Raw genomic sequence first — 22,634 nt, forward strand, 5'->3', positions numbered from 1 at the left:
CCTAGTGAGTCGGCCCGAGGAAGGCCAGCCATCGGCGTTCGGCGAGACGGAACAGGCCGACCAGCGCAAAGGTAACGGTCAGGTAGATCAGTGCGGCGATGCCGAACGACTGGAATGTCAGGAAGGTTGCAGAGTTCGCATCGCGAGCGACTTTCAATACATCCGGGATGGTCGCGGTGAACGCCACGGTGGTCGAGTGCAGCATCAGGATCACTTCGTTGCTGTAATAAGGCAACGAGCGACGCAGGGCCGACGGCATGATCACGTAGGCGTAGAGCTTCCAGCCTGACAGACCGTAGGCCTTGGCCGCTTCGACTTCACCATGCGCCATGCTGCGAATCGCCCCGGCGAAGATCTCTGTGGTGTAGGCGCAGGTGTTCAGGGCGAAGGCCAGGATCGTGCAGTTCATCGCATCGCGAAAGAACGCATCGAGGACTGGTTGGGCGCGCACGGCCGCCAGGCTGTAGATACCGGTGTAGCAAATCAGCAGCTGGATATACAGCGGCGTACCCCGGAACAGGTAGGTGTAAAACTGCACCGGCCAGCGGATGTAGACCTTGGGCGAAACCCTGGCGATGGACAGCGGGATCGACACCAGAAAACCGATGAAGATCGAGGCGCTGAGCAGCCACATGGTCATGGCCAGGCCGGTGATGTTGTAACCGTCGGTATAAAGGAAGGGTTTCCAGTATTCCTGCAAGAGTTCGATCATCGTACGGCCTCCCGGGAACCGGCGGCGTAGCGGCGTTCGAGCCAGCGCAGGACGACGTTGGAGGCGCTGGTGATCACCAGGTAGATCAGCGCAGCCAGCACCAGGAAATAGAACAGTTGATAGGTGCTTTTACCGGCGTCCTGCGCGGCTTTGACCAAGTCGGCCAGGCCGATGATCGAGACCAGCGCGGTAGCCTTGAGCATCACCATCCAGTTGTTGCCGATACCCGGCAGGGCGAAGCGCATCATTTGTGGGAACACCACGAAACGAAAACGCTGGCCGCGTTTGAGACCGTAGGCGGTGGCGGCTTCGACCTGGCCCCGTGGCACGGCGAGTATCGCCCCGCGAAATGTTTCGGTGAAGTACGCACCATAAATGAAGCCCAGAGTGATGACCCCGGCGCTGAACGGGTTGATCTCGATGTATTCCCATTCCATGAAGTCGGTAAACGAGGTCAGCCAGGTTTGCAGACTGTAGAAGATCAGCAGCATCAGCACCAGGTCGGGCACCCCACGAATCAGTGTGGTGTAGAGCTGAGCCGGTATGCGCATCAGTTTGACTTTTGACAGTTTGGCACTGGCACCGAGCAGACCGAGCAATACGGCCAACAAAAGTGACAACACCGATAATTTGATGGTCATCCAGGTGCCTTCCATCAGCAACGGACCGAAGCCCTGGAGGCTGAAGGCTGAGAGCCCCAGGTTTTGTAATAGGTTTTCGAACATAAATCAGCAACCTGATCGGGTGAAAAAAGCGCCCATCGCGAGATGGGCGCCGGGCATTATTTGCCGCTGTACAGATTCAGATCGCCAAAGTGTTTCTTCTGAATGGTGGCGTAGGTGCCATCGTCGTGTAACGCTTTGATACCTTTATTCAAAAGCGCCTTGAGGTCTTTGTTACCTTTAGAGATACCGATCGCTGTTTTGGCAGGCAGCAATTCGCTGTCGACTGGCTTGCTGACTTCGTAATCGGCGCCTTTTGGCGACTTCAAGAAGCCCAGTTCGGCTTGCAACATATCCTGAATGGCTGCGTCGAGACGGCCGGAAGTCAGGTCGGAATACACCTGGTCCTGATTCTGATAGGCCTGGGTTTTCACACCGGCCTTGTCCAGCACGGCTTTGGCATAGGCTTCCTGAATGGTGCCTTGCTCGTAACCCACGGTTTTGCCCTTCAGCGAAGCAACGTCTTCGGTCAGGCCGGAACCTTTCTTGAACACGTAAGCGGTTGGGCCGGAGAACAACTCGTCGGAGAAATCGATGACTTTTTCGCGGGCCGGGGTGACGGTCATCGAAGAGATCACACCGTCGAATTTATTGGCTTTCAAGCCCGGAATCATGCCGTCGAAATCGCTTTCGACCCATTTGCACTTGACCTTCAGCTCGGCGCAAATTGCATTGCCCAGGTCGATGTCGAAGCCTACCAGGCTACCGTCGGCTGCTTTGGACTCGAACGGCGCGTAAGAAGGGTCAACGCCAAAACGCAATTCTTTGTATTCCTTGGCCAGCGCGGAGCCGGCAGCCATGCACAACGCCAGTGCAGAAAGGGTCAGCAATGCTTTTTTCATTATTCAATCCCTAAGAACCAATATGAGCGCTTGTGGCGCAGAAGTACTGTTACTGAAAAGCGTAAGACCTATTAAAAGTAGCAATTTCCGAACCAGAGTCCCGAACAAGCGTTTAAAAGGTAATACAAGAAGCGGCAAAGCGGGATTTTATGCACGAAAACGGGCATCGCCAGATCCTTGCGCCAGGATGGTGCGCAGAATAGTGAGGGGCCTGTAGCAGCTGTCGAGCCTGCGAGGCTGCGTTCGGCTGCGCAGCAGTCGTGAATCCAATTAATGCGCTCTGCCTGATACACCGCGAGTTCTGATTTTACGACTGCTGCGCAGCTGAACGCAGGCTTCGCCAGCTGCTACAAAGATCCGCTCACCGAAATCAGGTCAGGCGAGCAAATCCTGCAATGTCGCCAAGTTGTCAGCGTCCTCCACCGACTTGTCCTGCCGCCAACGCAGCATCCTCGGGAACCGCACTGCAATCCCGCTCTTATGCCGCTTTGACAGGGCAATACCCTCGAATCCCAGCTCAAACACCAAAGTCGGTTTCACACTACTCACCGGTCCGAATTTTTCCACCGTGGTCTTGCGTACGATGCTGTCGACCTGACGCATTTCTTCGTCAGTCAACCCGGAGTAAGCCTTGGCGAAAGGCACCAGCGTTCGCTCGCGGGCAGAGGGAGGACCGTCCCACACCGCGAACGTGTAATCAGTGTAGAGGCTGGCCCGGCGGCCATGGCCCTGCTGGGCATAGATCAGCACCGCATCGACGCTGAACGGGTCGACTTTCCATTTCCACCACACGCCCATGTCCTTGGTTCGCCCGACGCCATACAGCGCATCGCGGGCCTTGAGCATCATGCCTTCGACGCCCAGTCTGCGGGAGGCTTCCCGTTGACGGCCAAGGTCGAACCAGTCTTCGCCGGTCAGCACCGGCGAGCTCATTAATACCGGGTTTGCGCAAGTGAGGATGAGTTGCTCCAGCTGAGTGCGGCGCGTGGCTTGGGTCTGGTTACGCCAATCCTCGCCCTGCCATTCCAGCAGGTCATAGGCCAGGATGACCACGGGTACTTCATCGAGGATTTTCTTGCTTAGCGTTCTACGGCCGATCCGCTGTTGCAACAGGGCGAAGGGCTGCACAGCGGGTGGCGACGGCGAATGCGGGTCGAAGGCGTCGTTGACGCCCGATTGTGCAGCTTTCCAGGCGACGATTTCACCGTCGATCACCGTGCCATCGGGCAAACCGTGAACCAGGCTTTCCAGTTCGGGGAAGCGCTCGCTTACCAGCTCTTCACCTCGCGACCAGATCCACAAGCGCCCATCGCGCTTGACCACTTGAGCGCGGATGCCGTCCCACTTCCATTCCACTTGCCACTGATTGACGGGGCCGAGCAGGGCGTCGAACTGCTCGACCGGGTGCGACAACGCATGGGCGAGGAAAAACGGGTAGGGCTGACCACCCCGTTGGGCATGCTCATTGGGTGATTCGGGAGCGATCAGCTTCAGGTAACTGGCGGCGCTTGGGCGGTTGGACAAATCGGTGTAACCCACCAGCCGCTGGGCCACGCGTTTGCTGTCGAGCCCGGCCATCGCCGCCAAGGCGCGGGTAACCAGCAATTTGGAGACCCCGACACGGAAACTGCCGGTGATCAGTTTGATGCACAGCATCAGACTCTGGCGATCCAGTTGCGCCCACAAGGCGGGCAAGCGTTCGGCGAGGGTTTGCGGGGGCGCGTTACGCAGCGGCAGCAGTTTGTCTTCAATCCACACCGCCAGCCCATCGGTAGAGGTGTGGTGCGTTTCGGGTAACACCAGCGAAATGGTTTCCGCCAGATCACCGACGGCTTGATAACTTTCTTCGAACAACCAGGGCGAGAGCCCGGAAAACGCTGTAGCCATTTCCCGCAGCATTCGTACCGGCACCAATTGTCGAGGGCGCCCACCGGACAGAAAGTACACCGCCCAAGCGGCATCTTCGGGTGCGGCCTGGGCGAAATAGCTCTGCATCGCCGCCAGTTTGGCGTTGCTCGAAGTGGTGGCGTCGAGTTCGGCATACAAGTCGGCGAAGGCTTTCATGCCAGCACCTCGGCGCTCTCGGGTTCGAGGACTGTGGTTTCTTCATCATCGCCATATTCGGTGCTGAAACTCATGGCATCCAGGCCTTGTTCGCGCAGATAGCGCACCAATACCCCGATCGAACCATGGGTGACGATCACGCGTTCGGCTCCGGTTTGTTCGATGGCCCAAAGCAGGCCGGGCCAGTCGGCGTGATCCGATAGCACAAAACCGCGGTCCACACTGCGCCGGCGTCGTGTACCGCGCAAGCGCATCCAACCGCTGGCGAAGCCATCGCTGTAATCACCGAAACGCCGTACCCAAGGGCTGGCACCCGCAGAAGGAGGCGCGAGGACCAAGGCCTTGCGCATCATCGGGTCATGCTTTTTAACGTCGCCGGCATAGATCGTTGGCGGTAAATAAATGCCGCTCTGACGATAAATCCGATTGATGGGTTCAACCGCGCCGTGGACCAGAATGGGGCCGAGGCTGGCATCGATGCCGTGGAGAATCCGCTGGGCCTTGCCGAAGGCATAGCAGAACAGCACGCTGGTCTTGTCGGCCGCCGCATTGGCCCGCCACCACTGATTGATCTCGGCAAAGATCTGCGTCTGGGGTTGCCAGCGGTAAATCGGCAGGCCGAACGTCGATTCTGTGATGAAGGTGTGGCAACGCACTGGTTCGAATGGCGCACAGGTGCCATCGGGCTCGGTCTTGTAATCCCCCGAGGCGACCCAGACTTCCCCGCCATATTCCAGACGTACCTGGGCGGAGCCGAGTACGTGGCCCGCGGGGTGAAAACTCAGTTTTACACCGCGGTGCAGCAATGGCTCGCCATAAGGCAAGGTTTGCAGGTTGATGTCCTGGCCCAGACGCGCACGCAGGATGCCTGCACCCGGCGCCGCGGCCAGATAATGTTGATTGCCATGGCGAGCATGGTCGCTGTGGGCGTGGGTGATGATCGAGCGTTCGACCGGCTGCCATGGGTCGATATAGAAATCACCGGGCGGGCAGTACAAACCTTCAGGACGAGCGATAACAAGGTCCATGTTGTTACCCAAATGGAGAGGCCTGTTAGCTAGGAGGTTCGCGCGAGACGAGAAGTTCTATTTATTTTGGGGAAGATGGAGGCGTTAAACAGGCCGCTTTCGCGAGCAAGCCCGCTCCCACATTCAATCGAGTTCTGCCAGAAAGAATGCGATCAAATGTGGGAGCGGGCTTGCTCGCGAAGACGGCGGCACATTCAACATCAATGGGACCGGCAGCATGCTTTCGCGAGCAAGCCCGGTCCCACTCGAGGTTACTTGCCAGGCGTCAGCGTCAACCGCGTCTTGCCATACACCTTGTCAAAGTTCTGTGGCTGCATCGGCAGGCTCATGTATTGCCCCTTGAGCCACGGCTCGACGCTATCGAGATAGTGCGCACTGGCCGGGTTGCCGGACTGGCCGCTACCGTTCTGGCCCATCAGCGGTTCGGCCTGGCCGAAATCGACAATAAAGCGCATGGCCGGCGCCAGCGTGGTGTTGAAGTCCTGGCCCCAGGTGAACGCGGCGGTGTTGAGCGTGGTGTGGTCGCCGCCGGCTGCCAGCGGACCGCGCACGGTCTGCCCGCTGGCGTTCTTCCATTCGTAGCGATGCAGTTTGCCCCACTGCCAGGCTTTGTGATCGCCACCCAACTGATTGTCCCCCGCGCTGATCGCGGCCGCCAGGCTACGGGCGAGGATCGCCGGTTTGTCTTCTTTCTGCGAGGTGCGCAGGTCGTCCCAGAACGGACTGTCCTCACGGCCCAGCAGATGATCGGCCTGCGCCGCGTAAGACAACTTGCCGTTGGCGATAAAGGCTTTCCACGCCGGGGTGCTTTCCGGGCCCAGTTCGTCGAGGAAAATCTGCTGGCTGCTTTCCTGCAGGAACAGCTCGTAGATCGCCGCGTCGGCGGAGGTCGTGCTGAGTTTGCCGTCGAAGGCCATCAAGCGCGTATAAGCCTCGCGAGCCTTGCCGCGATCGGCCACCGGCAACCCTTCGATGGCTTGCTTGAGTGGCTGGGACATGCCCGGTGCTTCAAACATCTTCTTCAGCTTGGCAGCGAAGGTGGTGGTCTGGTCGTATTGCATGGCGATCAGGCTACGTGTGTCGTGTTTGCCCACGCCTGCCAGTTCGGCCATGCGTTCGCCGCGCTCCGGTGCCGACCAGGAATTGGACAGCTGCATACCGTAGCCATGGGGAATGACCCGCTGGTTGGCGGTGCCGAGCCAGCCTTGAGCCGGGTCCTGGTCATACGGATGGAGCATCGGGTCGGCGTAACCGTCCCAGTCGTAGCGACCTTCCCAGCCCGGCGACGGCAGCAAGCCTTCGCCTTCGCGACGGTTCGGGTAACGCCCGGTAACTTGCCAGCCGATATTGCTGGCATCGGCAAACACCAGATTCAGGGCGATGGCGCGTATTTCACGGCTGGCGTCCGAGGCTTTCTCGACGCTCTGTGCTCGGGACAGATCGAAAAAGGCGTCCAGGGTTTTGTCGTCGGTGAAGTTCGGCGTCTGCAAGGCCAAGCCGAAACCATTCGCCAACGCGGTGCCTTGGGCGCTGTTGAGCAGCGGTCCGTGGCGGGTTTCGTACACCGCTTCGCGAATCGGCTTCTGGCCTTTGACGAAGTAGGTTTCGTTGCGCACGATCGCCGGCTGCCATTTGCCGCTGACTTCGTAAGAAAGGCCGTTGCCCTGGCGTTTGATTTTTTCCAGGAACAGGTCCTGGTTGTCGCCCATGACCGTGGTCATGCTCCACGCCACTTTGCCGTTGAAACCACCGAGCACCATGGGTAACCCGGCAATGGTCGCGCCGGAGGCCTGGTATTTCGGCGCGCGAATCTGCACGTAACTGAACAGCGACGGTACGCCCAGCGGCCCATGGCTGTCGCTGGCCAACAGGCTTTTGCCGCTGCGGCTGCGCTGCGGGGCAATCGCCCAGTTGTTCGAAGACGTGGCGCCCAGCAGATTCAGGTCGGACAGTTGAGCGGTGGCTTTGCTGATTTCGCTCAGCCCCGGGATTTGCCCATTGAGTTTGATGCCCTGAAGTTTTTCCGCTTCTGCGACTGGCAGTTTTTCATCGGGAGCGGACGGTGCAAGCCACGCCAGCTTGTCGGTACTGACTGTCTGGGCCAGCATCAATGAGGAAATTTCTTCCGGCAGGTTCGCCGATTGACTGAAATTCAGCAGGCAGAAAATCAGCGCCGAGTCTTCAGGTTTCCAGTATTCCGGCTTATAGCCAGTGGCCGCGAGGTCGGCAGGCAGTTTGTCGCGGTAGCGGAACAGGTAGGCGTTGACCCCACGGGCATAGACTTCGAAGAAACGCTTGAGGCGCGGCGAAGAGGCTTTGTACAGCTCACCCGCGCTTTTCTTCAGGTTGACCGCACGCATGTAGCGGTCGGCGTCGAGCAAGTCCGAACCGGACATCTCCGCCAGACGGCCCTGGGCCAGCAAACGCAGAGTGACCATTTGGCTGATGCGGTCGCTGGCGTGCACGTAACCGAGGGTGAACAGCGCATCGTGGAAGCTGTTGCTCTCGATCAGCGGCATGCCCATGGCATTGCGCCGAATCGAAACGTTCTGCGCCAGGCCCTTGAGCGGTTGCACGCCGGAGGTAGGCGGGAGGGTGTCTTGAGTGTTCCAGGTCTGACAACCGGTCAGGCTTAAAACACCGGCCACTGCTGCGGCAACGCCGAACCGGGGAAGAAAATGTGTGAGGGCTGGCGAGGCCATGGCAAAGCTCCTGCGGGGGTAGTGACGCAATAAAGGCGCTACGTTAGTGAGCAGGAGGAAGCCGCGCAAGCGGTGGCGGTGTTATTTCTTTACGGTGATCGTTCCCTCGCTCTGCGTGGAATGCAGCCCGTGACGCTCTGCGTCACATTCAGAGCCGAACGCGGAGCGTCCGTTGAGGTATTCCCACGCGGAGCATGGGAACGATCAGAGTGCAGGGCCTCAGGATTTAGGCGGATTGACCTTGGCCACCAGCGCATACGCCTTCACCGTCGCCGGGCGGTTCTGGATGTGGGTGAACCAGCGCAATACGTTGGGGAAGTCTTCCAGGTTCTGGCTTTGCCACTTGTGAGAAACGATCCACGGGTAGATCGCCATGTCGGCAATGCTGTATTCGCTGCCGGCGACAAAGTCATTGTTGGCCAGTTGCTTGTCGAGCACCCCATAGAGGCGGGCGGTTTCGTCGATGTAGCGCTTGATCGCGTAGGGGATTTTCTCTGGTGCGAATTGGCTGAAGTGATGATTTTGCCCGGCCATTGGCCCCAGTCCACCCATCTGCCAGAACAACCATTGCAACGCTTGCTGGCGTCCGCGCAGATCCTTGGGCAGGAACTTGCCGGTTTTCTCCGCGAGGTACAGCAGAATCGCCCCCGACTCGAACAGTGCCAACGGTTCACCGCCATCGGCCGGCTCATGATCGACGATGGCCGGGATTTTGTTGTTCGGCGAGATCTTCAGGAATTCGGGTTTGAATTGGTCGTTCTGGCTGATGTTGATCGGGTAAACGTTGTACGGCAGGCCGGCTTCTTCCAGGAATATCGAAATCTTGTGGCCGTTGGGGGTGGTCCAGTAATACAAGTCGATCATGAAGTACTCCAAATCAAGAGATATCGTCAGGTACGGACAGCGACCGCCGGCATCAGGTCGTCCTGTTTGCGTTTGATGGCTTGCCAGCAGGAAGAGGTGATGCTGAAGTGCGGGAAATTCAATGCCCCAGCAGGAGAAAAGTCGGCATGGAGCTCAAGACAAACGCGGCGCTGATCATCATCGATCAACAAAAAGGCATTCTGCATCCCAAACTGGGTCGTCGAAACAACCCTCAGGCCGAAGCGCGCATCCTGGAATTGTTGGGGCATTGGCGCCGAACCGGGCGGCCGGTGATTCATGTGCAGCACCTGTCCCGCTCAGAGGATTCAGTGTTCTGGCCGCAGCAATCGGGGGTGGAATTTCAGGAGCGTTTTCAACCCTTGGCTGACGAGTACGTGATTCAGAAGCAAGTGCCGGATGCCTTTTGTTCCACGGGGCTGGAGGCGCGTTTGCGCGAGGCGGGGATCGATCAGTTGATCATCGTTGGCGTGGCGACCCACAACTCGGTAGAGTCCACAGCGAGAACGGCCGGGAATCTGGGGTTTGAAGCGTGGGTTGCTGAGGATGCGTGCTTTACCTTCGATAAAGCGGATTACTTTGGCAATGCTCATTCAGCCGAGGAAGTGCATGCGATGTCGCTGGGTAATTTACATGGCGAATATGCGACGGTGATCAGTACGGATCAAATCCTGAGCGACGACTGAAAACCTGTAGGAGCGAGGCTTGCCCGCGAAAGCGATTTAACTGACAGATTGATAGTGAATGTGCCGCCGTCTTCGCGAGCAAGCCCGCTCCCACACTCGATCTGCGCCAGTCACACATTGTGTGAACACAGCAGATCCAATGTGGGAGCGGGCTTGCTCGCGAAGGCGATTCAACAGGCGAAAAAGATATCCGCCCGAAGCATCAAGCGCCGTGGCACTTCTTGAATTTCTTGCCATTGCCGCAAGGGCAAGGGTCGTTGCGGCCGACGTCTTTCAAGGCATTGCGTACCGGTTCCTGGTGGGCGTGGCCGCAGTTCGGGCCGTGGACATGGCCATGGTCGTGATCATGGTGATCGTGATGGTCATGATCGTGGTTGCAGTCAGGGCCATGGACATGAGGTTGCTGGGTCATCGGGCTTACTCCGGAATTAGATCGGCGGCGATTATCACGCCATTACGCGCCAGGTGCACGTAGTGCGCGATGAATAAGCCGGTTTCCAGTTCACCTTCCAGACGATAGGGAATGTGTTGGTCGGGTTTTTTCAGCAGCTTGACCAGATCCCGGACTTTCGGCCACAGGTTGGTGCGGATCGGTACTTTAAAATAAGCACTGCGTTTGGGGCCGACCGTGAACCAGTGTTCGTGCTCACCTTCGCTCAGCAGTATGTCCCCCAGGTGAATGCGATACTCCAGGGCACGCACCGTCAGGTCTTGGTCATTGGGATTGTCGACGCGAAAATGCAGGAGGAATTTCTGCTCCAGTAGTTTGGCCCGGACCACCTCGACCTTGACCAGATGCACCTGCGGCTCCGGCAAGTCGTCGTCGAACCACGACGCACAGCCGCCGAGCCCCAGAAACAGGAGCAGGGTGAGCAGCTGTAATGCGCGCCGCCGGGTGTTCATGGTCGTGTTTCTCCCTTTGTAGCAGCTGTCGAGCCTTGGCGAGGCTGCGTTCGGCTGCGCAGCAGTCGTGAATCCGGCTGACGCGGTTTGCCTGAAGCACCGCAAGTTCTGGTTTGACGACTGCTTCGCAGCCGAACGCAGCCTCGCAAGCTCGACAGCTGCTACGGCCGAACGCAGCCTTCGCCAGCTGCTAAAGGGATCACCTCAAGCGCCAAAGTAGCTCGCGCAGCACTTCTTGAACTTCTGCCCGCTGGCGCACGGGCACGCATCGTTGCGTCCGGCCTTGAGTGACACGGTGGGGTCGATGAAATACCAATGGCCGGCGTTCTGTACGAATGACGAACGTTCGCGGTGACTGTGTTCGCCGCTGCTGTCGTGCCAGCGAGCGGTGAAGGTGACGAAAGCGTGCTCTGGCTGACCGCCGAAGACTTCGGCGCTTTCCACCTCCAGGCCCAGCCAGGTGCTTTGGGCGCTCCAGTCGCTGATCGACTGGCGATCCAGGCCGGCCTGTTGTGCGGGCAGGGTGGTCGCTACCAGATAGTCAATCAACCCCAGTACATAGGCGCTATAGCGCGACCGCATCAAGACTTCGGCGCTGGGGGCGGGGTGGCCGGCGTGGTAATGGCCACAGCAGGCATCGAGCAGCGTGCCGCTGCCGCAAGGACAAATGGATGTACTCATTGCGTTACCACCAATATTTCCCGAAGTTTTCCGGATTGGCCCAGAAGCGTGAGTTAAGCCAGTCGGGCACCTGTTTATAGTCAAGCAGATCGTAGGTAAACAGGGTCAGTACTTGATCATCGCGCTGGAAGCGTTCACTGGCTTGCAGCGCCAGGGAGAAAAAGTCCGTCTCCTGCCAACCGCATGCCGGCAAGTCGGCCAGTACCGCAATGCGGCTGGCATTGAGGTTGCGTATCCCGCCGAGCAGATTCAAGCCGTCGCGCTTGGGTAAATGTTCGAGGCAATCGACCACCAGCGCCAGATCAAACCGTTGCGCCGCCAGTTCGGCGGGCAGTGGCCCGGGCGCAGCAAAGGCGACGATGCTGTCCGGGTGCGCGAGTTTGAATGCCTCAAGCGCGGGGAATTCGCTGGCGCCAATCAGCAACAGACGCGCCGGGGCATAACGATCAAGCAAAGCGGCCAACGCCTGCTGGGGCGTGCGCGAAGAAATACCTGCAATCATGGAAGATCCTCAATCAGAACGCCAAGACTAGCCTGCCCCAACGTTCGGGCCTAGCGTCCCTTCTGGCGGGTTTAACTAAAAAGCGCCGATCTTCCGTGAACACGGGGCAAAACAGCAATGGCCTATTGCTGGCGGAGATTAAAAGTCGGGTCTTTACTCCCTAGAATCGGTTTTAAGCCGATCCCTCAGGAGAAGAACTAGATGAGCATAATTCGGACAGCATTACCCTTGGTTCTGCTAACCAGTGTGTTGACTGGTTGCGCAGGTTTGCAGAAAACCGACTGGCCGACCTGTGCGGGTGTCGGCGGTGTCATCGGTGCAGGGCTCGGCGCGACCGAAAGCTCGGCATGGGCGGGGTATGGCGCGCTGCTGGTCGGCGGCACGGCAGCAGCCTGGTGCTGGGTGCACGGCGATGGCGATGAAGACGGCGATGGTGTGCTGGACAGCCGCGACAAGTGCCCGGGTACACCTAAAGGCGTGCGGGTCGATGCCGACGGCTGCCCTCCACCCGCGCCTGCGCCGGTGGTCGAGGAGGCAGCGGTGGTCAAGGAAGAAGTCATCGTTATCCGTGATGTGCACTTCCAGTTCGACTCGGCCAAGCTCACCCCTGCCGATAAAGACGTACTCAACACCATTGCCACGCGCCTGAAACAGGAATCCTCCACCGCCCAACTGACCGTCACCGGTCATACCGACAGCGTCGGCAGTGATGCCTACAACCAGAAACTGTCGGATAGACGCGCCCATTCAGTGGTGGAATACCTGATTTCCCAAGGCGTGCCACGCAGCAGTTTCGTGTCTGTGACCGGTGCTGGTGAAAGCCAACCGGTGGCCGATAATAAAACCGCTGACGGCCGTTCGATGAACCGGCGCACGGAAATCAAAATCAACCGCTAGATCTCTCGCATTCCGCGGCTTGTACAGTCGCGGATGCGGGTCTTTACTCCTGTGTGACCGGTATGGGCCGGTGACACAGGAGCATTCACAATGAGCGTTCTCACAAGGACCGTCTTGCCGGTTCTGCTGCTTGGCAGTCTTCTGACCGGTTGTGCGACTCACAGCGATGGCACCGCCCCCCTCAATCAACGTACGTGGCCGATCTGCAGCGTCATTGGCGGACTGGTCGGCGGCGGTTTGGGCGCGATCGAAAGTGGTGGCTGGGCAGCCGGTGGGGCAGCGCTCGGGATCTTGACCGGTGGCCTGATCTGTTACGCCCAGGATGGCGATGAAGACGATGATGGCGTCTTCGATCGACGTGATCGTTGCCCCGATACGCCTGCCGATACCCCTGTCGAACATCACGGTTGCCCGCTGCCGCAATACCCGGCCAGCGTGAAACCTGTTGAACCTCCGGTCTCCGAAGTCATCACCCTGAACGGCAACGTGCTGTTCGCTTACAACCAATCCGAGCTGATGCCCCAAGCGCGCAATGAGCTGGATTCGTTGATGGCCAAATTGCAGAACACCGATGTGGTGAGCATTAAAGTCATCGGTCATACCGACAGCCAGGGTTCGGACGCCTATAACCAGAAACTGTCGGAACGTCGTGCCAGCAGCGTCGCTGCCTACCTGTTGAGTCAGGGGCTGGCGCCGAACAAACTCACCAGCGAAGGCCGGGGCGAAAGCCAGCCGGTGGCCGATAACGACACGGAAGAAGGACGGGCGCAAAACCGCCGCGTGGAATTACACATCAATCGCTAAGCTCTGTGACTAATAACCGCGTGATAGAGCCGTCGGGCAACGATTCGGGTTGATCCGGCGGCCAATCCGCGACCTTCGGGAAGAATTTTTTGTTGCCCTCTGGCTTATCCCGCGTGGAAGCCGTTACTGTGCGTGCAAAGAATAATTCTCAACGGAGGAGCGTATGAAGGTGTTTTGGGGGCTGGGGAAGTTGTTGACCCTGCTGTTCTGGCTGGTGGCGCTGGCCAATCTGCTCATACCGTTTGTTCATCCGTTTCACCTGCTGATCAATTTTGCAGGCACTGTGTTGGCAGGGCTCCATCTTCTGGAGCTGGTGTTCTGCAACCGCAGCCTCAAAGGTCGAGCCCATCCTTGGCGTGATCGCCTGAAGATTGTCTTTTTCGGCGTTTTCCACCTGCAAACCATTCCGGCCCCGGCCGCTTCGAAGGCCTCCCATGCGTAAACTCTGTCTGCTCGCTGCACTTATCAGCCCATTGGCCTGCGCGCAGGTGGTGAGCGTCGAAACCAACTCGCTGATGCGCTTGCCCAACACCACCAGTACCTTGCAACTGGAACGGCTGGAAGTCGCCGATTACGGGACTTTGCTGATTCCCTCGAACGTGACCGAAGTGACGGTCGGCGAGCTGCACCTGGGGCGCGACGCGCGGATTGCCATTGTGCCGAGCGAACAAGTTCTGGCGTTGAAGGTCAGCCGTGCCGAATTGGCCGAAGGCAGTCAGATCACTGCACGTGGCGCGCCGGGGACTTACCTCAAGGCCGCTCGCTCCGGGCGCAATCTGGATTTGCAGATCAAAGCGTTGAACGCGCCGCAATTGTCGGTAGACGCTCGCGGTGGCGCGGGTGCTCCAGGTTTTGTCGGCCTTGATGGGGCTAATGGTCAAGCACCGGGTTGTACCTGGGGCCAGGCCGGTCGCGGCGCCGATGGCAGTAATGGCAGTGACGGCCAGCCGGGCGCACCAGGGGCGCTGGTTCGATTGGAAGTGCCGCGTGATTACCCGGCGCAGCAGATCAAGGTCGAGGTTGCGGGCGGGGTTGGTGGGGCGGCAGGTCCGGGGGGTAAACCTGGCGCGGGCGGCAAGGCCAAGGGCTGCGTCGTCTATAAAGCCGATGGCGGCAAAAGCGGTCGTCCCGGTGTCGATGGCCAGCCAGGGCCTGCGGGAGTGGCGGGTTCGGTGACGATTCAGCGGTTGTAAGCCCTCAAGCGATTGTTCCCACGCTCTGCGTAGGAACGCAGCCCGTGACGCTCCGCGTCACTGGACGCGGAGCGTCCCTTGAGACATTCCCACGCAGAGCGTGGGAACGATCACGGCCGAGCCGCAGCAATCGCCACCAGCACCAACCCGACCATCAGGTTAATCCCCACCAACCGACGAATCTTCCCCAGCACCGCCGCGCCCGTCGGCCAATCCTGAGCTGCCACCGCCGTGCGCAGTTCCGGCAGCAACAACGCCTGAATCCGGATAAACAGCGCCGTCATCACCACATACAATCCCATCATCACCTGCACATACCGCGGCGCCGCTTCAAACCCCGCGAACTGCAGATGAATCATGCCCACACCGCTGATCGGCAAAAGCACCACCGCGATCCAGACCCAGCGGAAAAAACCTTGAAACACTTCCACCCACAGCTTCAATCGGGCAGGGCCTTCCAGCGCCTTCATCGCCGCGGGGCGCAAGACCATCCAGGCGAAAAACATGCCGCCGACCCACACCAGGGCAGCGATGACATGCAGGGTATAAACGATGCCAAAAGGTGTCATTGAGGTACTCCGTTCTGCGCGGGATTAAATAGCGGGGTATGATAGCGGCCGATCCGAAGTACTGAAAATTTATCCAGCCTTTTTGCGCCCGACAATCCATGATCAGCACTGAACTCAAAACCACGATCCAGGGCGCCTATTCGCGTTTTCTCGAAGCCAAGAGCCTCAAGCCGCGCTACGGCCAACGCCTGATGATCGCCGAAATTGCCAAAGTCCTCGGTGACATCGACACCGACGACGAAGGCCGGCGCAGTGGCGACCCCGCAATTGTCGCGGTGGAAGCCGGCACCGGTACCGGCAAAACCGTGGCCTACAGCCTGGCGGCCATCCCTGCCGCGAAGGCCGCCGGCAAGCGTCTGGTGATCGCCACGGCCACCGTGGCCCTGCAAGAGCAGATCGTCTACAAGGATTTGCCCGACCTGATGCGCAACAGCGGGCTGAATTTCAGCTTCGCCCTGGCCAAGGGCCGGGGGCGCTACATGTGCCTGTCCAAGCTGGATATGTTGCTCCAGGAAGGTCATGCGCAGACTGCCACCGCGCAGCTGTTCGAAGAAGAAGGCTTCAAGATCGAGGTCGATGAGGCCAGCCAGAAGCTGTTCACCAGCATGATCGAGAAGCTCGCCGGCAATAAGTGGGATGGCGATCGCGACAGTTGGTCCACCGCGCTGGAAGACGCCGATTGGGCGCGCCTGACGACCGATCACAGTCAGTGCACCAACCGTCATTGCCCGAACTTCGGCCAGTGCGCCTTCTACAAGGCCCGCGAAGGCATGGGCAAAGTTGACGTGATTGTCACCAACCACGACATGGTCCTGGCCGACCTGGCCCTGGGCGGCGGCGCGGTTCTGCCGGACCCGCGTGACACCATCTACGTGTTTGACGAAGGCCATCACCTGCCGGACAAGGCCATCGGTCACTTCGCTCACTACACTCGTCTGCGTTCCACCGCCGACTGGCTGGAAACCACTGCCAAGAACCTCACCAAATTACTCGCCCAGCACCCGTTGCCGGGCGATCTGGGCAAATTGATCGAGCAGGTGCCGGAGCTGGCCCGGGAGATCAAGACCCAGCAGCAGTTCATGTTCAGCGCCTGCGAACAAGCCGCCGACTTCAAGCCCGGCGAAGACGTCGAAGGTCGTGAGCGACCACGCCACCGTTTTGTCGGAGGGGTGATTCCCGAGCACATGCGCGAAATGGGCATCGAGCTGAAGAAGGGCTTTGCCCGCCTGACCGATTTGTTTACCCGGCTCACCGAACTGCTCAAGGAAGGTATGGACGGCGAGGTCAACATCGGCATCGCCAGCAATCAGGCCGAAGAGTGGTATCCACTGTTCGGCAGCCTGTTGTCGCGCTCTTCGGGCAACTGGGAGCTGTGGACCGCTTTCACCGTCGAAGACCCGGAAGACAACCCGCCCATGGCCCGTTGGCTGACCCTGGCCGAAAGCGGTTCGCTGTTCGACATCGAGGTCAATGCCAGCCCGATCCTCGCGGCGGACATGCTCCGACGCAACCTGTGGAACGTGGCTTACGGGGCGCTGGTAACCTCGGCGACCCTGACCGCTCTCGGCACCTTCGATCGCTTCCGCATGCGTGCCGGCCTGCCTAAAACAGCCGTGACCGCGGTGGTCCCGAGCCCGTTTCATCACGCCGACGCCGGTGTGCTGCGGGTGCCGGACCTGAAGGCCGATCCGCGTGATGCTCCGGCCCACACGGCGGCGATCATTCGCGACTTACCGGAACTGGTCGAGGGCTCTCGTGGCACCCTGGTGCTGTTCTCATCGCGTAAACAGATGCAGGACGTGTTCGACGGTCTGGACCGCGACTGGCGCAAGCAAGTGTTCATTCAAGGCAACCTGTCGAAGCAGGAAACCCTGAACAAGCACAAGGCGCGGGTCGATGGCGGGGATTCCAGCGTGCTGTTCGGCCTGGCGAGTTTCGCCGAAGGCGTGGATTTGCCCGGTGCGTATTGCGAGCACGTGGTGATCGCCAAGATTCCGTTCTCGGTGCCCGACGATCCGGTCGAAGCGGCGCTGGCGGAATGGATCGAGGCCCGTGGCGGCAATCCGTTCATGGAAATCTCCGTGCCGGACGCCTCGCTGAAACTGGTCCAGGCCTGCGGTCGCTTGCTGCGGACCGAAGAAGACCGCGGCACCATCACCTTGCTCGACCGTCGTCTGGTCACGCAGCGCTACGGCAAAGCTATTCTCAATGCATTGCCGCCATTTCGTCGTGAAATTTCCTGATGCACCGGTGGGCAAATAAGCCCACCGCGTTGTCTACCTCACTGCCACCGCTTTTCCACTGGCCCATTGATGGTCGCTTGGGAGATCCACGTTCCTATGATTCGCCGTTCGTTGCCTGCTGTTTTTGCCTTGATGTTCGCAGCCCCTTTGCTGGCGGCCCCTGCCGGCCAGCAGACGCTGTTCAACTTTGTGCGTCCCGCCGATGTGGTTCAGGTGGCGACCCAGGACACCAGCCTGCCGCAGTCCAACGCGGAGCAAACAGCCGAAGGTGAAGTGCTGCGCCGCGTGACCTTCAACCCGGTCGCCCGGCCGACCTTGCGCCTGACGCCGCAGACCGGTGCCTGGGACTGGTCGCAGTCGGGTGTCATGAGCCTGCGGATCCAGAGCGCGATGAACTGGGCGGTGACCCTGAACGTGACCATCCAGAGCAACGACGGCAAGACCCTGGTCAGCCGCGTCGATCTGCCGGCCGGCCCGGCGCAAACCCTGCTGGTGCCACTGCAGCCGAGTACACCTTTGAGCCAGGGCATGAAAGCCGGCCCGCCGATGCCGATCAACTTCGAAGGCCAGCGTGTATTGCTGGCGAGCAGCGCCGGTGAGCTGGACCGCAGCCAAGTGGTGTCGGTGACCTTGTCGATGGATCAGCCCAAAGTCGCCCAAAGCATCCTGCTCGAACGCTTCGGCGTGCAGGATGGAGAGGCTGTCACCAAAGCCGCTTATGGCGCTCTGGTGGACGCCTACGGCCAATCGACCCGGGCCAAATGGCCGGAGAAGGTCAGCAGCGACGAGCAATTGAAATCCGCTGCGGCCAAAGAACAGCAACAACTGAAAACCTGGCTGGCCGAGCGCGAGAAGCAGTCCCTGGACAAGTTCGGCGGCTGGACCAAAGGCCCTGCGTTCAAGGCCAGCGGCTTTTTCCGCACAGAAAAACGTGACGGTCGCTGGTACCTGGTGACCCCCGAAGGGCATCCGTTCTATTCCCTCGGCGTCAACAGCGTGACCCAGAGCGCAAACCAGACCTACGTCGCCGGTCGCGAGTGGATGTTCGAGTCCCTGCCCAAACCCGACGAGCCCCTTGCCAGCTACTATGGCGAAGGCGACAACCGTGGCGGCAATGGCGCCGATCAGGGCCGAGCCTACAATGCCGGGCGCTGGTACGATTTTTATGGCGCCAACCTGCAGCGCCTGTATGGCGAGCCTTGCACACCGGGCAGCGACACCAAGGCCGGTGTCGCCGAAGCGGCCAAGGCCGATGCGGTCGAGGCGACGGCCGATAAGGCCGCCGCACCATCAGCCGATCCTGCGGCGACCGAATCCGCGGCCGGCGTCGCTGAAGCGGCCAAGACCGGCGCCGTTGAAGCGTTAGTCGAAAAAGCGGCCGAGCAAACGGCCGCCGAACCTTGCAAAGTGGTTTTCGACGAAAAGCGTTGGGCCAGTCACACCCTCGATCGCCTGCAAGCATGGGGTTTCAACACCCTCGGCAACTGGAGCGCACCGGTGTTTGGCAACGCTGACCGAGTGCCATACACCCTGCCGCTGTCGATCGTCGGCGATTACGCCAGCATCAGCACCGGCACCGATTGGTGGGGCGGCATGCCCGATCCGTTCGATCCGCGTTTCGCCATGGCCACCGAGCGCGCCGTAGCCATCGCCGCCCGCGACCATCGCGACGATCCTTGGCTGATCGGTTACTTCGCCGATAACGAACTGGCCTGGGCCGGTCCCGGCGATGACCCGAAAGCCCGTTACGCGCTGGCCTACGGGACCTTGAAAATGACCACCGATGTGCCGGCCAAACGTGCCTTCCTCAAACAACTGCGTGACAAGTACCGCAACCAGGCGGGCCTTTCCAAGGCATGGGGCATTGATCTGCCGGCCTGGGAATTGATGGAAGACCCGGGCTTCGTGCCACCGCAGCCGAGCGCCGAGTACCCGGAAATCGAAGCCGACTTCAAATACTTCCAGAAAGTGTTCGCCGACACGTACTTCAAAACCGTCTCCGACTCGCTCAAGTGGCATGCGCCGAACCAATTGTTACTGGGCGGTCGTTTTGCCGTCAGCACCCCGGAAGCCGTCGAGTCCTGCGCGCAATACTGCGACGTGCTGAGCTTCAATATGTACACCCTGCAACCCCAGGACGGTTATGACTTCGCCAGACTGCGCAGCCTGGACAAGCCGGTGCTGATCACTGAATTCAATTTCGGTTCGACGGATCGCGGCCCGTTCTGGGGTGGCGTGACGCAACTGGCGAAAGAAGAAGACCGCGGCCCGGCCTACGCCAATTTCCTCAAGCAGGCGATGAGCGAACCGTCGATTGTCGGGGTGCATTGGTTCCAGTACCTCGATCAACCGGTGACCGGTCGCCTGCTGGATGGCGAGAACGGTCACTTCGGGCTGGTGGGTATTACTGATCTGCCGTTCCAGGGCTTTGTCGACAGTGTGCGCAAAAGCAATGTGCAGACAGTCGATCAACTTGGCAAAGAGGCCGAGAAGGCCAGGGCCGAGGCGGAAAAAGCCGCCGGGAACCATGAAGGCGAGGGCAGCAAGCAAGGCGCTGCCGGCAAAGGTGCGGAGCAGGGCGCCGGCCATGCGGGTGGGCATTCGGGCAATGGTCATTAAGCACTGAGATCCCCTGTGGCGAGGGAGCTTGCTCCCGTTGGACTGCGCAGCAGTCCCATTCTGGGGATAAGGGGCCGCTCCGCGCCCCAACGGGAGCAAGCTCCCTCGCCACAGAGGCTCCTGATTAATTCCATGGGCGACCGCCCGGCCCGACCCTGTTCCCAAATCCCTCAAGGGCTGGAACAATGCGGGCCACTTTATAGAGCGTTTATCCGGGAGCGTTGTGGGTGCAGATTCAGGGTCATTACGAGCTTAAGTTCGAAGCGGTGCGCGAAGCTTTTGCGGCGCTGTTCGACGATCCTCAGGAGCGTGGTGCGGCGTTGTGCATCCGCATCGGCGGTGAAACTGTCCTCGACCTCTGGGGTGGTACCGCTGACAAGGACGGCACCGAAGCCTGGCACAGCGACACCATTGCCAACCTGTTTTCCTGCACCAAGACCTTCACCGCCGTGACCGCGCTGCAACTGGTGGCCGAAGGCAAACTGCAACTGGATGTCCCGGTCGCTCGCTACTGGCCCGAGTTCGCTGCCGCCGGCAAAGAATCCGTGACCCTGCGCCACTTGCTCTGCCATCAGGCCGGCCTGCCTGCGCTGCGCGAGTTGCTGGCGCCAGAAGCACTTTACGACTGGCAGACCATGGTCGATGCCCTGGCTGCCGAAGCACCATGGTGGACGCCGGGTCAAGGTCACGGTTATGCGGCGATCACCTATGGTTGGCTGGTCGGTGAATTGCTGCGTCGCGCCGACGGTCGTGGGCCGGGCGAGTCCATCGTGGCACGGGTCGCGAAGCCTTTGGGACTGGACTTCCACGTTGGCCTCGCCGACAAAGAGTTTCATCGCGTCGCGCACATTGGCCGTAGCAAGGGCAACCTCGGCGACGCCGCGGCCCAGCGCTTGCTGCAAGTGACCATGCGCGAGCCGACGGCCATGAGCACGCGGGCCTTCACCAACCCGCCGTCTATAATGACTAGCACCAACAAACCGGAATGGCGGCGCATGCAGCAGCCGGCCGCCAATGGCCACGGCAATGCCCGCAGCCTGGCCGGGTTCTACTCAGGTTTGCTCGACGGCAGCCTGCTGGAAAGCGAAATGCTCGAGGAGCTGACCCGCGAACACAGCGTCGGCGAAGACAAGACTTTATTGACCCGGACCCGCTTCGGCCTGGGTTGCATGCTCGATCAACCGGATGTACCCAACGCCACCTACGGCCTCGGCCCACGGGCGTTCGGTCACCCGGGTGCTGGCGGTTCCATCGGTTTTGCTGATCCGGAATACGATGTGGCCTTCGGCTTTGTGACAAATACCCTGGGGCCGTACGTCTTGATGGATCCACGAGCCCAACAGCTTGTGCGAGTACTGGCCACTTGTCTGTAAATCACGCTTAAGGGGGCCAGGGCCGGAACCCGAAAGCCTTTGTGGTTTCAAAGCGCTGTTTATCCGGGCCAACCCGGTCTGATTCTTCATTACTTCATTTTGTGGATATCCAATGTCATCCAATAAAACTCTCGCCCTGGCCCTGTGCTTCGCTATCACCGGTTGCGCACAAACCCCACAAAATGACGCAGACGGCGGCAGCTGGTGGCCGTTCGGCTCTTCCGACAAGGTTGCGACCAAAGAACCGGCCCCCGCTCCGTTGAAACCTGCTGCAACAGCCCCCGTCGCCAAGGCTGACAGTGCATCCCCTTGGTACTGGCCGTTCGGTTCCGATGACGCTGCCGACAAAGTGGCCAAACCGGACGTGAAGCCGGAAGTTAAACCTGAAGCCAAGCCGGTCGTTGCAGCCAAGGCTGAAGCCGATGCCGGTGGCAACTGGTGGTGGCCGTTCGGCGGTAAGGAGCAGAGCACCGCCAAGGTCGTGCCGATGCCCGACCCGAAAGTCACCCAGGCCTGGCTCGACGACTACGAACCGCGCCTGCGCGAGGCGATCAAGGACAGCAACCTGAAACTCGAGCGCCGCGAAAACGTGCTGGTTGTCACGGCACCGGTAGAAGGCTCGTTTAACCCTGACCGTCCGTCCATGCTGTTGCCGGTGACCCTCGGCCCGTTCACCCGTGTCGCGAAAATCCTCGAAGTCGATCCAAAGACTGCCGTGCTGGTACTCGGTCACAGTGATACGTCGGGCGCCGCACCGGCCAACGTGAAGCTGAGCCAGGAGCGCGCCCAAGCGGTGGCGGCGATCTTCCGTCTCAGCGGTCTGCAGCGTGATCGCCTGATGCTGCGTGGCATGGGTGGTGAGGCTCCGCGCGCCGCCAACGACAGTTCTGAAGGTCGTGCCTTGAACCGTCGCGTCGAGCTGTTGGTGACGCCGGCAAACACCATGGTCGCGCTGCTGAGCAAGTACAACATGCCGGCTCCTGCACCGGTGAAAACCATGGTCGCTGCGCAAGACATCAAGCCAGTGGCCAAGCCTGTGACCCCGGCGCCTGCTGCGAAGAAAGCGGCTGTGCCGGCGACGAAAAAGGCACCGTCCAAGAAAGCGGCTGCCAAGGCGCCAGCCAAAAAAGCCGTGGTTAAGAAGACCGCGCCGGCCAAAGCCGCTGTCGACACCAAGAAAGTCGCTGTCGCCGATGACACAAAGAAGTGATT

21 protein-coding genes and 1 pseudogene are annotated in these 22,634 nt (G+C 60.1%); 9 read left to right on the forward strand and 13 right to left on the reverse strand.

The features are described 5' to 3' along the window. Position 1: 1 nt before the first annotated feature. The 7 genes from IB250_RS12200 to IB250_RS12230 form a co-directional block, all read right to left on the reverse strand. The gene (locus tag IB250_RS12200; RefSeq protein WP_123360582.1) at positions 2 to 712 is read right to left on the reverse strand and encodes an ABC transporter permease; all 711 of its coding nucleotides are present in this window, start codon (positions 710 to 712) and stop codon (positions 2 to 4) included. Next, on the reverse strand, positions 709 to 1,437 hold the full coding sequence (locus tag IB250_RS12205) for an ABC transporter permease (protein WP_192344264.1): 729 nt from the start codon (positions 1,435 to 1,437) through the stop codon (positions 709 to 711). Before IB250_RS12205 ends, IB250_RS12200 begins: the two co-directional genes overlap by 4 nt. A gap of 56 nt (positions 1,438 to 1,493) precedes the next feature. Further along, positions 1,494 to 2,276, reverse strand: coding sequence for a transporter substrate-binding domain-containing protein (locus IB250_RS12210; protein ID WP_192344265.1), 783 nt, complete (start codon positions 2,274 to 2,276; stop codon positions 1,494 to 1,496). A gap of 375 nt (positions 2,277 to 2,651) precedes the next feature. After that, a complete protein-coding gene (locus IB250_RS12215) occupies positions 2,652 to 4,340 on the reverse strand; it encodes an ATP-dependent DNA ligase (protein WP_192344266.1) in 1,689 nt (562 codons plus the stop codon). Continuing rightward, positions 4,337 to 5,368, reverse strand: a complete 1,032-nt coding sequence (locus IB250_RS12220; protein ID WP_192344267.1) for a ligase-associated DNA damage response exonuclease — start codon at positions 5,366 to 5,368, stop codon at positions 4,337 to 4,339. The genes IB250_RS12215 and IB250_RS12220 overlap by 4 nt, the downstream gene beginning before the upstream one ends. A gap of 251 nt (positions 5,369 to 5,619) precedes the next feature. Then, positions 5,620 to 8,070 (reverse strand): penicillin acylase family protein, encoded by a 2,451-nt coding sequence (locus IB250_RS12225; RefSeq protein ID WP_192344268.1) that lies wholly within the window; start codon positions 8,068 to 8,070, stop codon positions 5,620 to 5,622. Between the two features lie 219 nt (positions 8,071 to 8,289). Then, the gene (locus IB250_RS12230) at positions 8,290 to 8,934 is read right to left on the reverse strand and encodes a glutathione binding-like protein (RefSeq protein WP_123499303.1); all 645 of its coding nucleotides are present in this window, start codon (positions 8,932 to 8,934) and stop codon (positions 8,290 to 8,292) included. A gap of 146 nt (positions 8,935 to 9,080) precedes the next feature. On the opposite strand from IB250_RS12230, the gene IB250_RS12235 reads away from it, so the two are divergent. Then, on the forward strand, positions 9,081 to 9,638 hold the full coding sequence (locus tag IB250_RS12235; protein WP_192344269.1) for a cysteine hydrolase family protein: 558 nt from the start codon (positions 9,081 to 9,083) through the stop codon (positions 9,636 to 9,638). A 202-nt stretch (positions 9,639 to 9,840) separates the two neighbouring features. On the opposite strand, the gene IB250_RS12240 is transcribed toward IB250_RS12235, so the two are convergent. The 4 genes from IB250_RS12240 to IB250_RS12255 all read right to left on the reverse strand — a co-directional run bounded on the left by IB250_RS12240 (position 9,841) and on the right by IB250_RS12255 (position 11,724). Beyond that, positions 9,841 to 10,050 carry an SEC-C metal-binding domain-containing protein gene (locus tag IB250_RS12240; protein ID WP_007906737.1) on the reverse strand — a complete coding sequence of 70 codons (210 nt, stop codon included), beginning with the start codon at positions 10,048 to 10,050 and terminating at the stop codon, positions 9,841 to 9,843. Between the two features lie 5 nt (positions 10,051 to 10,055). After that, positions 10,056 to 10,541 (reverse strand): LEA type 2 family protein, encoded by a 486-nt coding sequence (locus IB250_RS12245; protein ID WP_192344270.1) that lies wholly within the window; start codon positions 10,539 to 10,541, stop codon positions 10,056 to 10,058. A 204-nt stretch (positions 10,542 to 10,745) separates the two neighbouring features. Further along, positions 10,746 to 11,222 carry a YchJ family protein gene (locus IB250_RS12250; RefSeq protein ID WP_123499295.1) on the reverse strand — a complete coding sequence of 159 codons (477 nt, stop codon included), beginning with the start codon at positions 11,220 to 11,222 and terminating at the stop codon, positions 10,746 to 10,748. A 4-nt stretch (positions 11,223 to 11,226) separates the two neighbouring features. After that, entirely contained in the window at positions 11,227 to 11,724 is a 498-nt protein-coding gene (locus IB250_RS12255; RefSeq protein WP_123499293.1) for a DUF6231 family protein, read from the reverse strand. 201 nt (positions 11,725 to 11,925) lie between these two features. Here IB250_RS12255 and IB250_RS12260 point away from each other — a divergent pair, with 201 nt between their 5' ends. The 4 genes from IB250_RS12260 to IB250_RS12275 all read left to right on the forward strand — a co-directional run bounded on the left by IB250_RS12260 (position 11,926) and on the right by IB250_RS12275 (position 14,618). Next, positions 11,926 to 12,621, forward strand: coding sequence for an OmpA family protein (locus IB250_RS12260; RefSeq protein WP_192344271.1), 696 nt, complete (start codon positions 11,926 to 11,928; stop codon positions 12,619 to 12,621). Between the two features lie 90 nt (positions 12,622 to 12,711). Further along, positions 12,712 to 13,425: an OmpA family protein gene (locus IB250_RS12265; RefSeq protein WP_192344272.1), complete on the forward strand. Its 714-nt coding sequence runs from the start codon at positions 12,712 to 12,714 to the stop codon at positions 13,423 to 13,425. A gap of 163 nt (positions 13,426 to 13,588) precedes the next feature. Next, on the forward strand, positions 13,589 to 13,867 hold the full coding sequence (locus tag IB250_RS12270) for a DUF1145 domain-containing protein (RefSeq protein WP_192344273.1): 279 nt from the start codon (positions 13,589 to 13,591) through the stop codon (positions 13,865 to 13,867). Continuing rightward, on the forward strand, positions 13,860 to 14,618 hold the full coding sequence (locus IB250_RS12275) for a collagen-like protein (protein WP_192344274.1): 759 nt from the start codon (positions 13,860 to 13,862) through the stop codon (positions 14,616 to 14,618). Before IB250_RS12270 ends, IB250_RS12275 begins: the two co-directional genes overlap by 8 nt. Before the next feature lie 110 nt (positions 14,619 to 14,728). On the opposite strand, the gene IB250_RS12280 is transcribed toward IB250_RS12275, so the two are convergent. Then, positions 14,729 to 15,187, reverse strand: a complete 459-nt coding sequence (locus IB250_RS12280) for a CopD family protein (protein ID WP_192344275.1) — start codon at positions 15,185 to 15,187, stop codon at positions 14,729 to 14,731. 98 nt (positions 15,188 to 15,285) lie between these two features. Here IB250_RS12280 and dinG point away from each other — a divergent pair, with 98 nt between their 5' ends. Together dinG and IB250_RS12290 are read left to right on the forward strand one after the other, a co-directional pair. Then, a complete protein-coding gene (dinG, locus tag IB250_RS12285) occupies positions 15,286 to 17,430 on the forward strand; it encodes an ATP-dependent DNA helicase DinG (protein WP_192344276.1) in 2,145 nt (714 codons plus the stop codon). A 96-nt stretch (positions 17,431 to 17,526) separates the two neighbouring features. After that, entirely contained in the window at positions 17,527 to 20,049 is a 2,523-nt protein-coding gene (locus IB250_RS12290; protein WP_192344277.1) for a beta-galactosidase, read from the forward strand. A gap of 12 nt (positions 20,050 to 20,061) precedes the next feature. On the opposite strand, the pseudogene IB250_RS29050 reads toward IB250_RS12290, so the two are convergent. Next, positions 20,062 to 20,169, reverse strand: a pseudogene (locus tag IB250_RS29050) (N-acetyltransferase); the annotation flags it as partial. 107 nt (positions 20,170 to 20,276) lie between these two features. Here IB250_RS29050 and IB250_RS12295 point away from each other — a divergent pair. Further along, complete coding sequence (locus tag IB250_RS12295) at positions 20,277 to 21,422, forward strand: serine hydrolase domain-containing protein (RefSeq protein ID WP_192344278.1); 1,146 nt, start codon at positions 20,277 to 20,279, stop codon at positions 21,420 to 21,422. 112 nt (positions 21,423 to 21,534) lie between these two features. Continuing rightward, positions 21,535 to 22,632, forward strand: coding sequence for an OmpA family protein (locus tag IB250_RS12300; protein WP_192344279.1), 1,098 nt, complete (start codon positions 21,535 to 21,537; stop codon positions 22,630 to 22,632). Positions 22,633 to 22,634 lie beyond the last annotated feature (2 nt).

Origin of the sequence: Pseudomonas sp. PDM09, assembly GCF_014852305.1 — a bacterium.
In the GTDB taxonomy this organism is placed as follows: Bacteria; Pseudomonadota; Gammaproteobacteria; order Pseudomonadales; family Pseudomonadaceae; genus Aquipseudomonas.

What these genes read in the sequence shown, in the direction of transcription:
- IB250_RS12225 (WP_192344268.1), bottom strand. Translation starts at nt 8,070, where the DNA reads ATGGCCTCGCCAGCCCTCACACATTTTCTTCCCCGGTTCGGCGTTGCC.
- IB250_RS12205 (WP_192344264.1), bottom strand. Translation starts at nt 1,437, where the DNA reads ATGTTCGAAAACCTATTACAAAACCTGGGGCTCTCAGCCTTCAGCCTC.
- IB250_RS12215 (WP_192344266.1), bottom strand. Translation starts at nt 4,340, where the DNA reads ATGAAAGCCTTCGCCGACTTGTATGCCGAACTCGACGCCACCACTTCG.
- IB250_RS12265 (WP_192344272.1), top strand. Translation starts at nt 12,712, where the DNA reads ATGAGCGTTCTCACAAGGACCGTCTTGCCGGTTCTGCTGCTTGGCAGT.
- IB250_RS12255 (WP_123499293.1), bottom strand. Translation starts at nt 11,724, where the DNA reads ATGATTGCAGGTATTTCTTCGCGCACGCCCCAGCAGGCGTTGGCCGCT.
- IB250_RS12210 (WP_192344265.1), bottom strand. Translation starts at nt 2,276, where the DNA reads ATGAAAAAAGCATTGCTGACCCTTTCTGCACTGGCGTTGTGCATGGCT.
- IB250_RS12200 (WP_123360582.1), bottom strand. Translation starts at nt 712, where the DNA reads ATGATCGAACTCTTGCAGGAATACTGGAAACCCTTCCTTTATACCGAC.
- IB250_RS12270 (WP_192344273.1), top strand. Translation starts at nt 13,589, where the DNA reads ATGAAGGTGTTTTGGGGGCTGGGGAAGTTGTTGACCCTGCTGTTCTGG.
- IB250_RS12280 (WP_192344275.1), bottom strand. Translation starts at nt 15,187, where the DNA reads ATGACACCTTTTGGCATCGTTTATACCCTGCATGTCATCGCTGCCCTG.
- IB250_RS12220 (WP_192344267.1), bottom strand. Translation starts at nt 5,368, where the DNA reads ATGGACCTTGTTATCGCTCGTCCTGAAGGTTTGTACTGCCCGCCCGGT.
- dinG (WP_192344276.1), top strand. Translation starts at nt 15,286, where the DNA reads ATGATCAGCACTGAACTCAAAACCACGATCCAGGGCGCCTATTCGCGT.
- IB250_RS12230 (WP_123499303.1), bottom strand. Translation starts at nt 8,934, where the DNA reads ATGATCGACTTGTATTACTGGACCACCCCCAACGGCCACAAGATTTCG.
- IB250_RS12300 (WP_192344279.1), top strand. Translation starts at nt 21,535, where the DNA reads ATGTCATCCAATAAAACTCTCGCCCTGGCCCTGTGCTTCGCTATCACC.
- IB250_RS12275 (WP_192344274.1), top strand. Translation starts at nt 13,860, where the DNA reads ATGCGTAAACTCTGTCTGCTCGCTGCACTTATCAGCCCATTGGCCTGC.
- IB250_RS12250 (WP_123499295.1), bottom strand. Translation starts at nt 11,222, where the DNA reads ATGAGTACATCCATTTGTCCTTGCGGCAGCGGCACGCTGCTCGATGCC.
- IB250_RS12235 (WP_192344269.1), top strand. Translation starts at nt 9,081, where the DNA reads ATGGAGCTCAAGACAAACGCGGCGCTGATCATCATCGATCAACAAAAA.
- IB250_RS12290 (WP_192344277.1), top strand. Translation starts at nt 17,527, where the DNA reads ATGATTCGCCGTTCGTTGCCTGCTGTTTTTGCCTTGATGTTCGCAGCC.
- IB250_RS12245 (WP_192344270.1), bottom strand. Translation starts at nt 10,541, where the DNA reads ATGAACACCCGGCGGCGCGCATTACAGCTGCTCACCCTGCTCCTGTTT.
- IB250_RS12260 (WP_192344271.1), top strand. Translation starts at nt 11,926, where the DNA reads ATGAGCATAATTCGGACAGCATTACCCTTGGTTCTGCTAACCAGTGTG.
- IB250_RS12240 (WP_007906737.1), bottom strand. Translation starts at nt 10,050, where the DNA reads ATGACCCAGCAACCTCATGTCCATGGCCCTGACTGCAACCACGATCAT.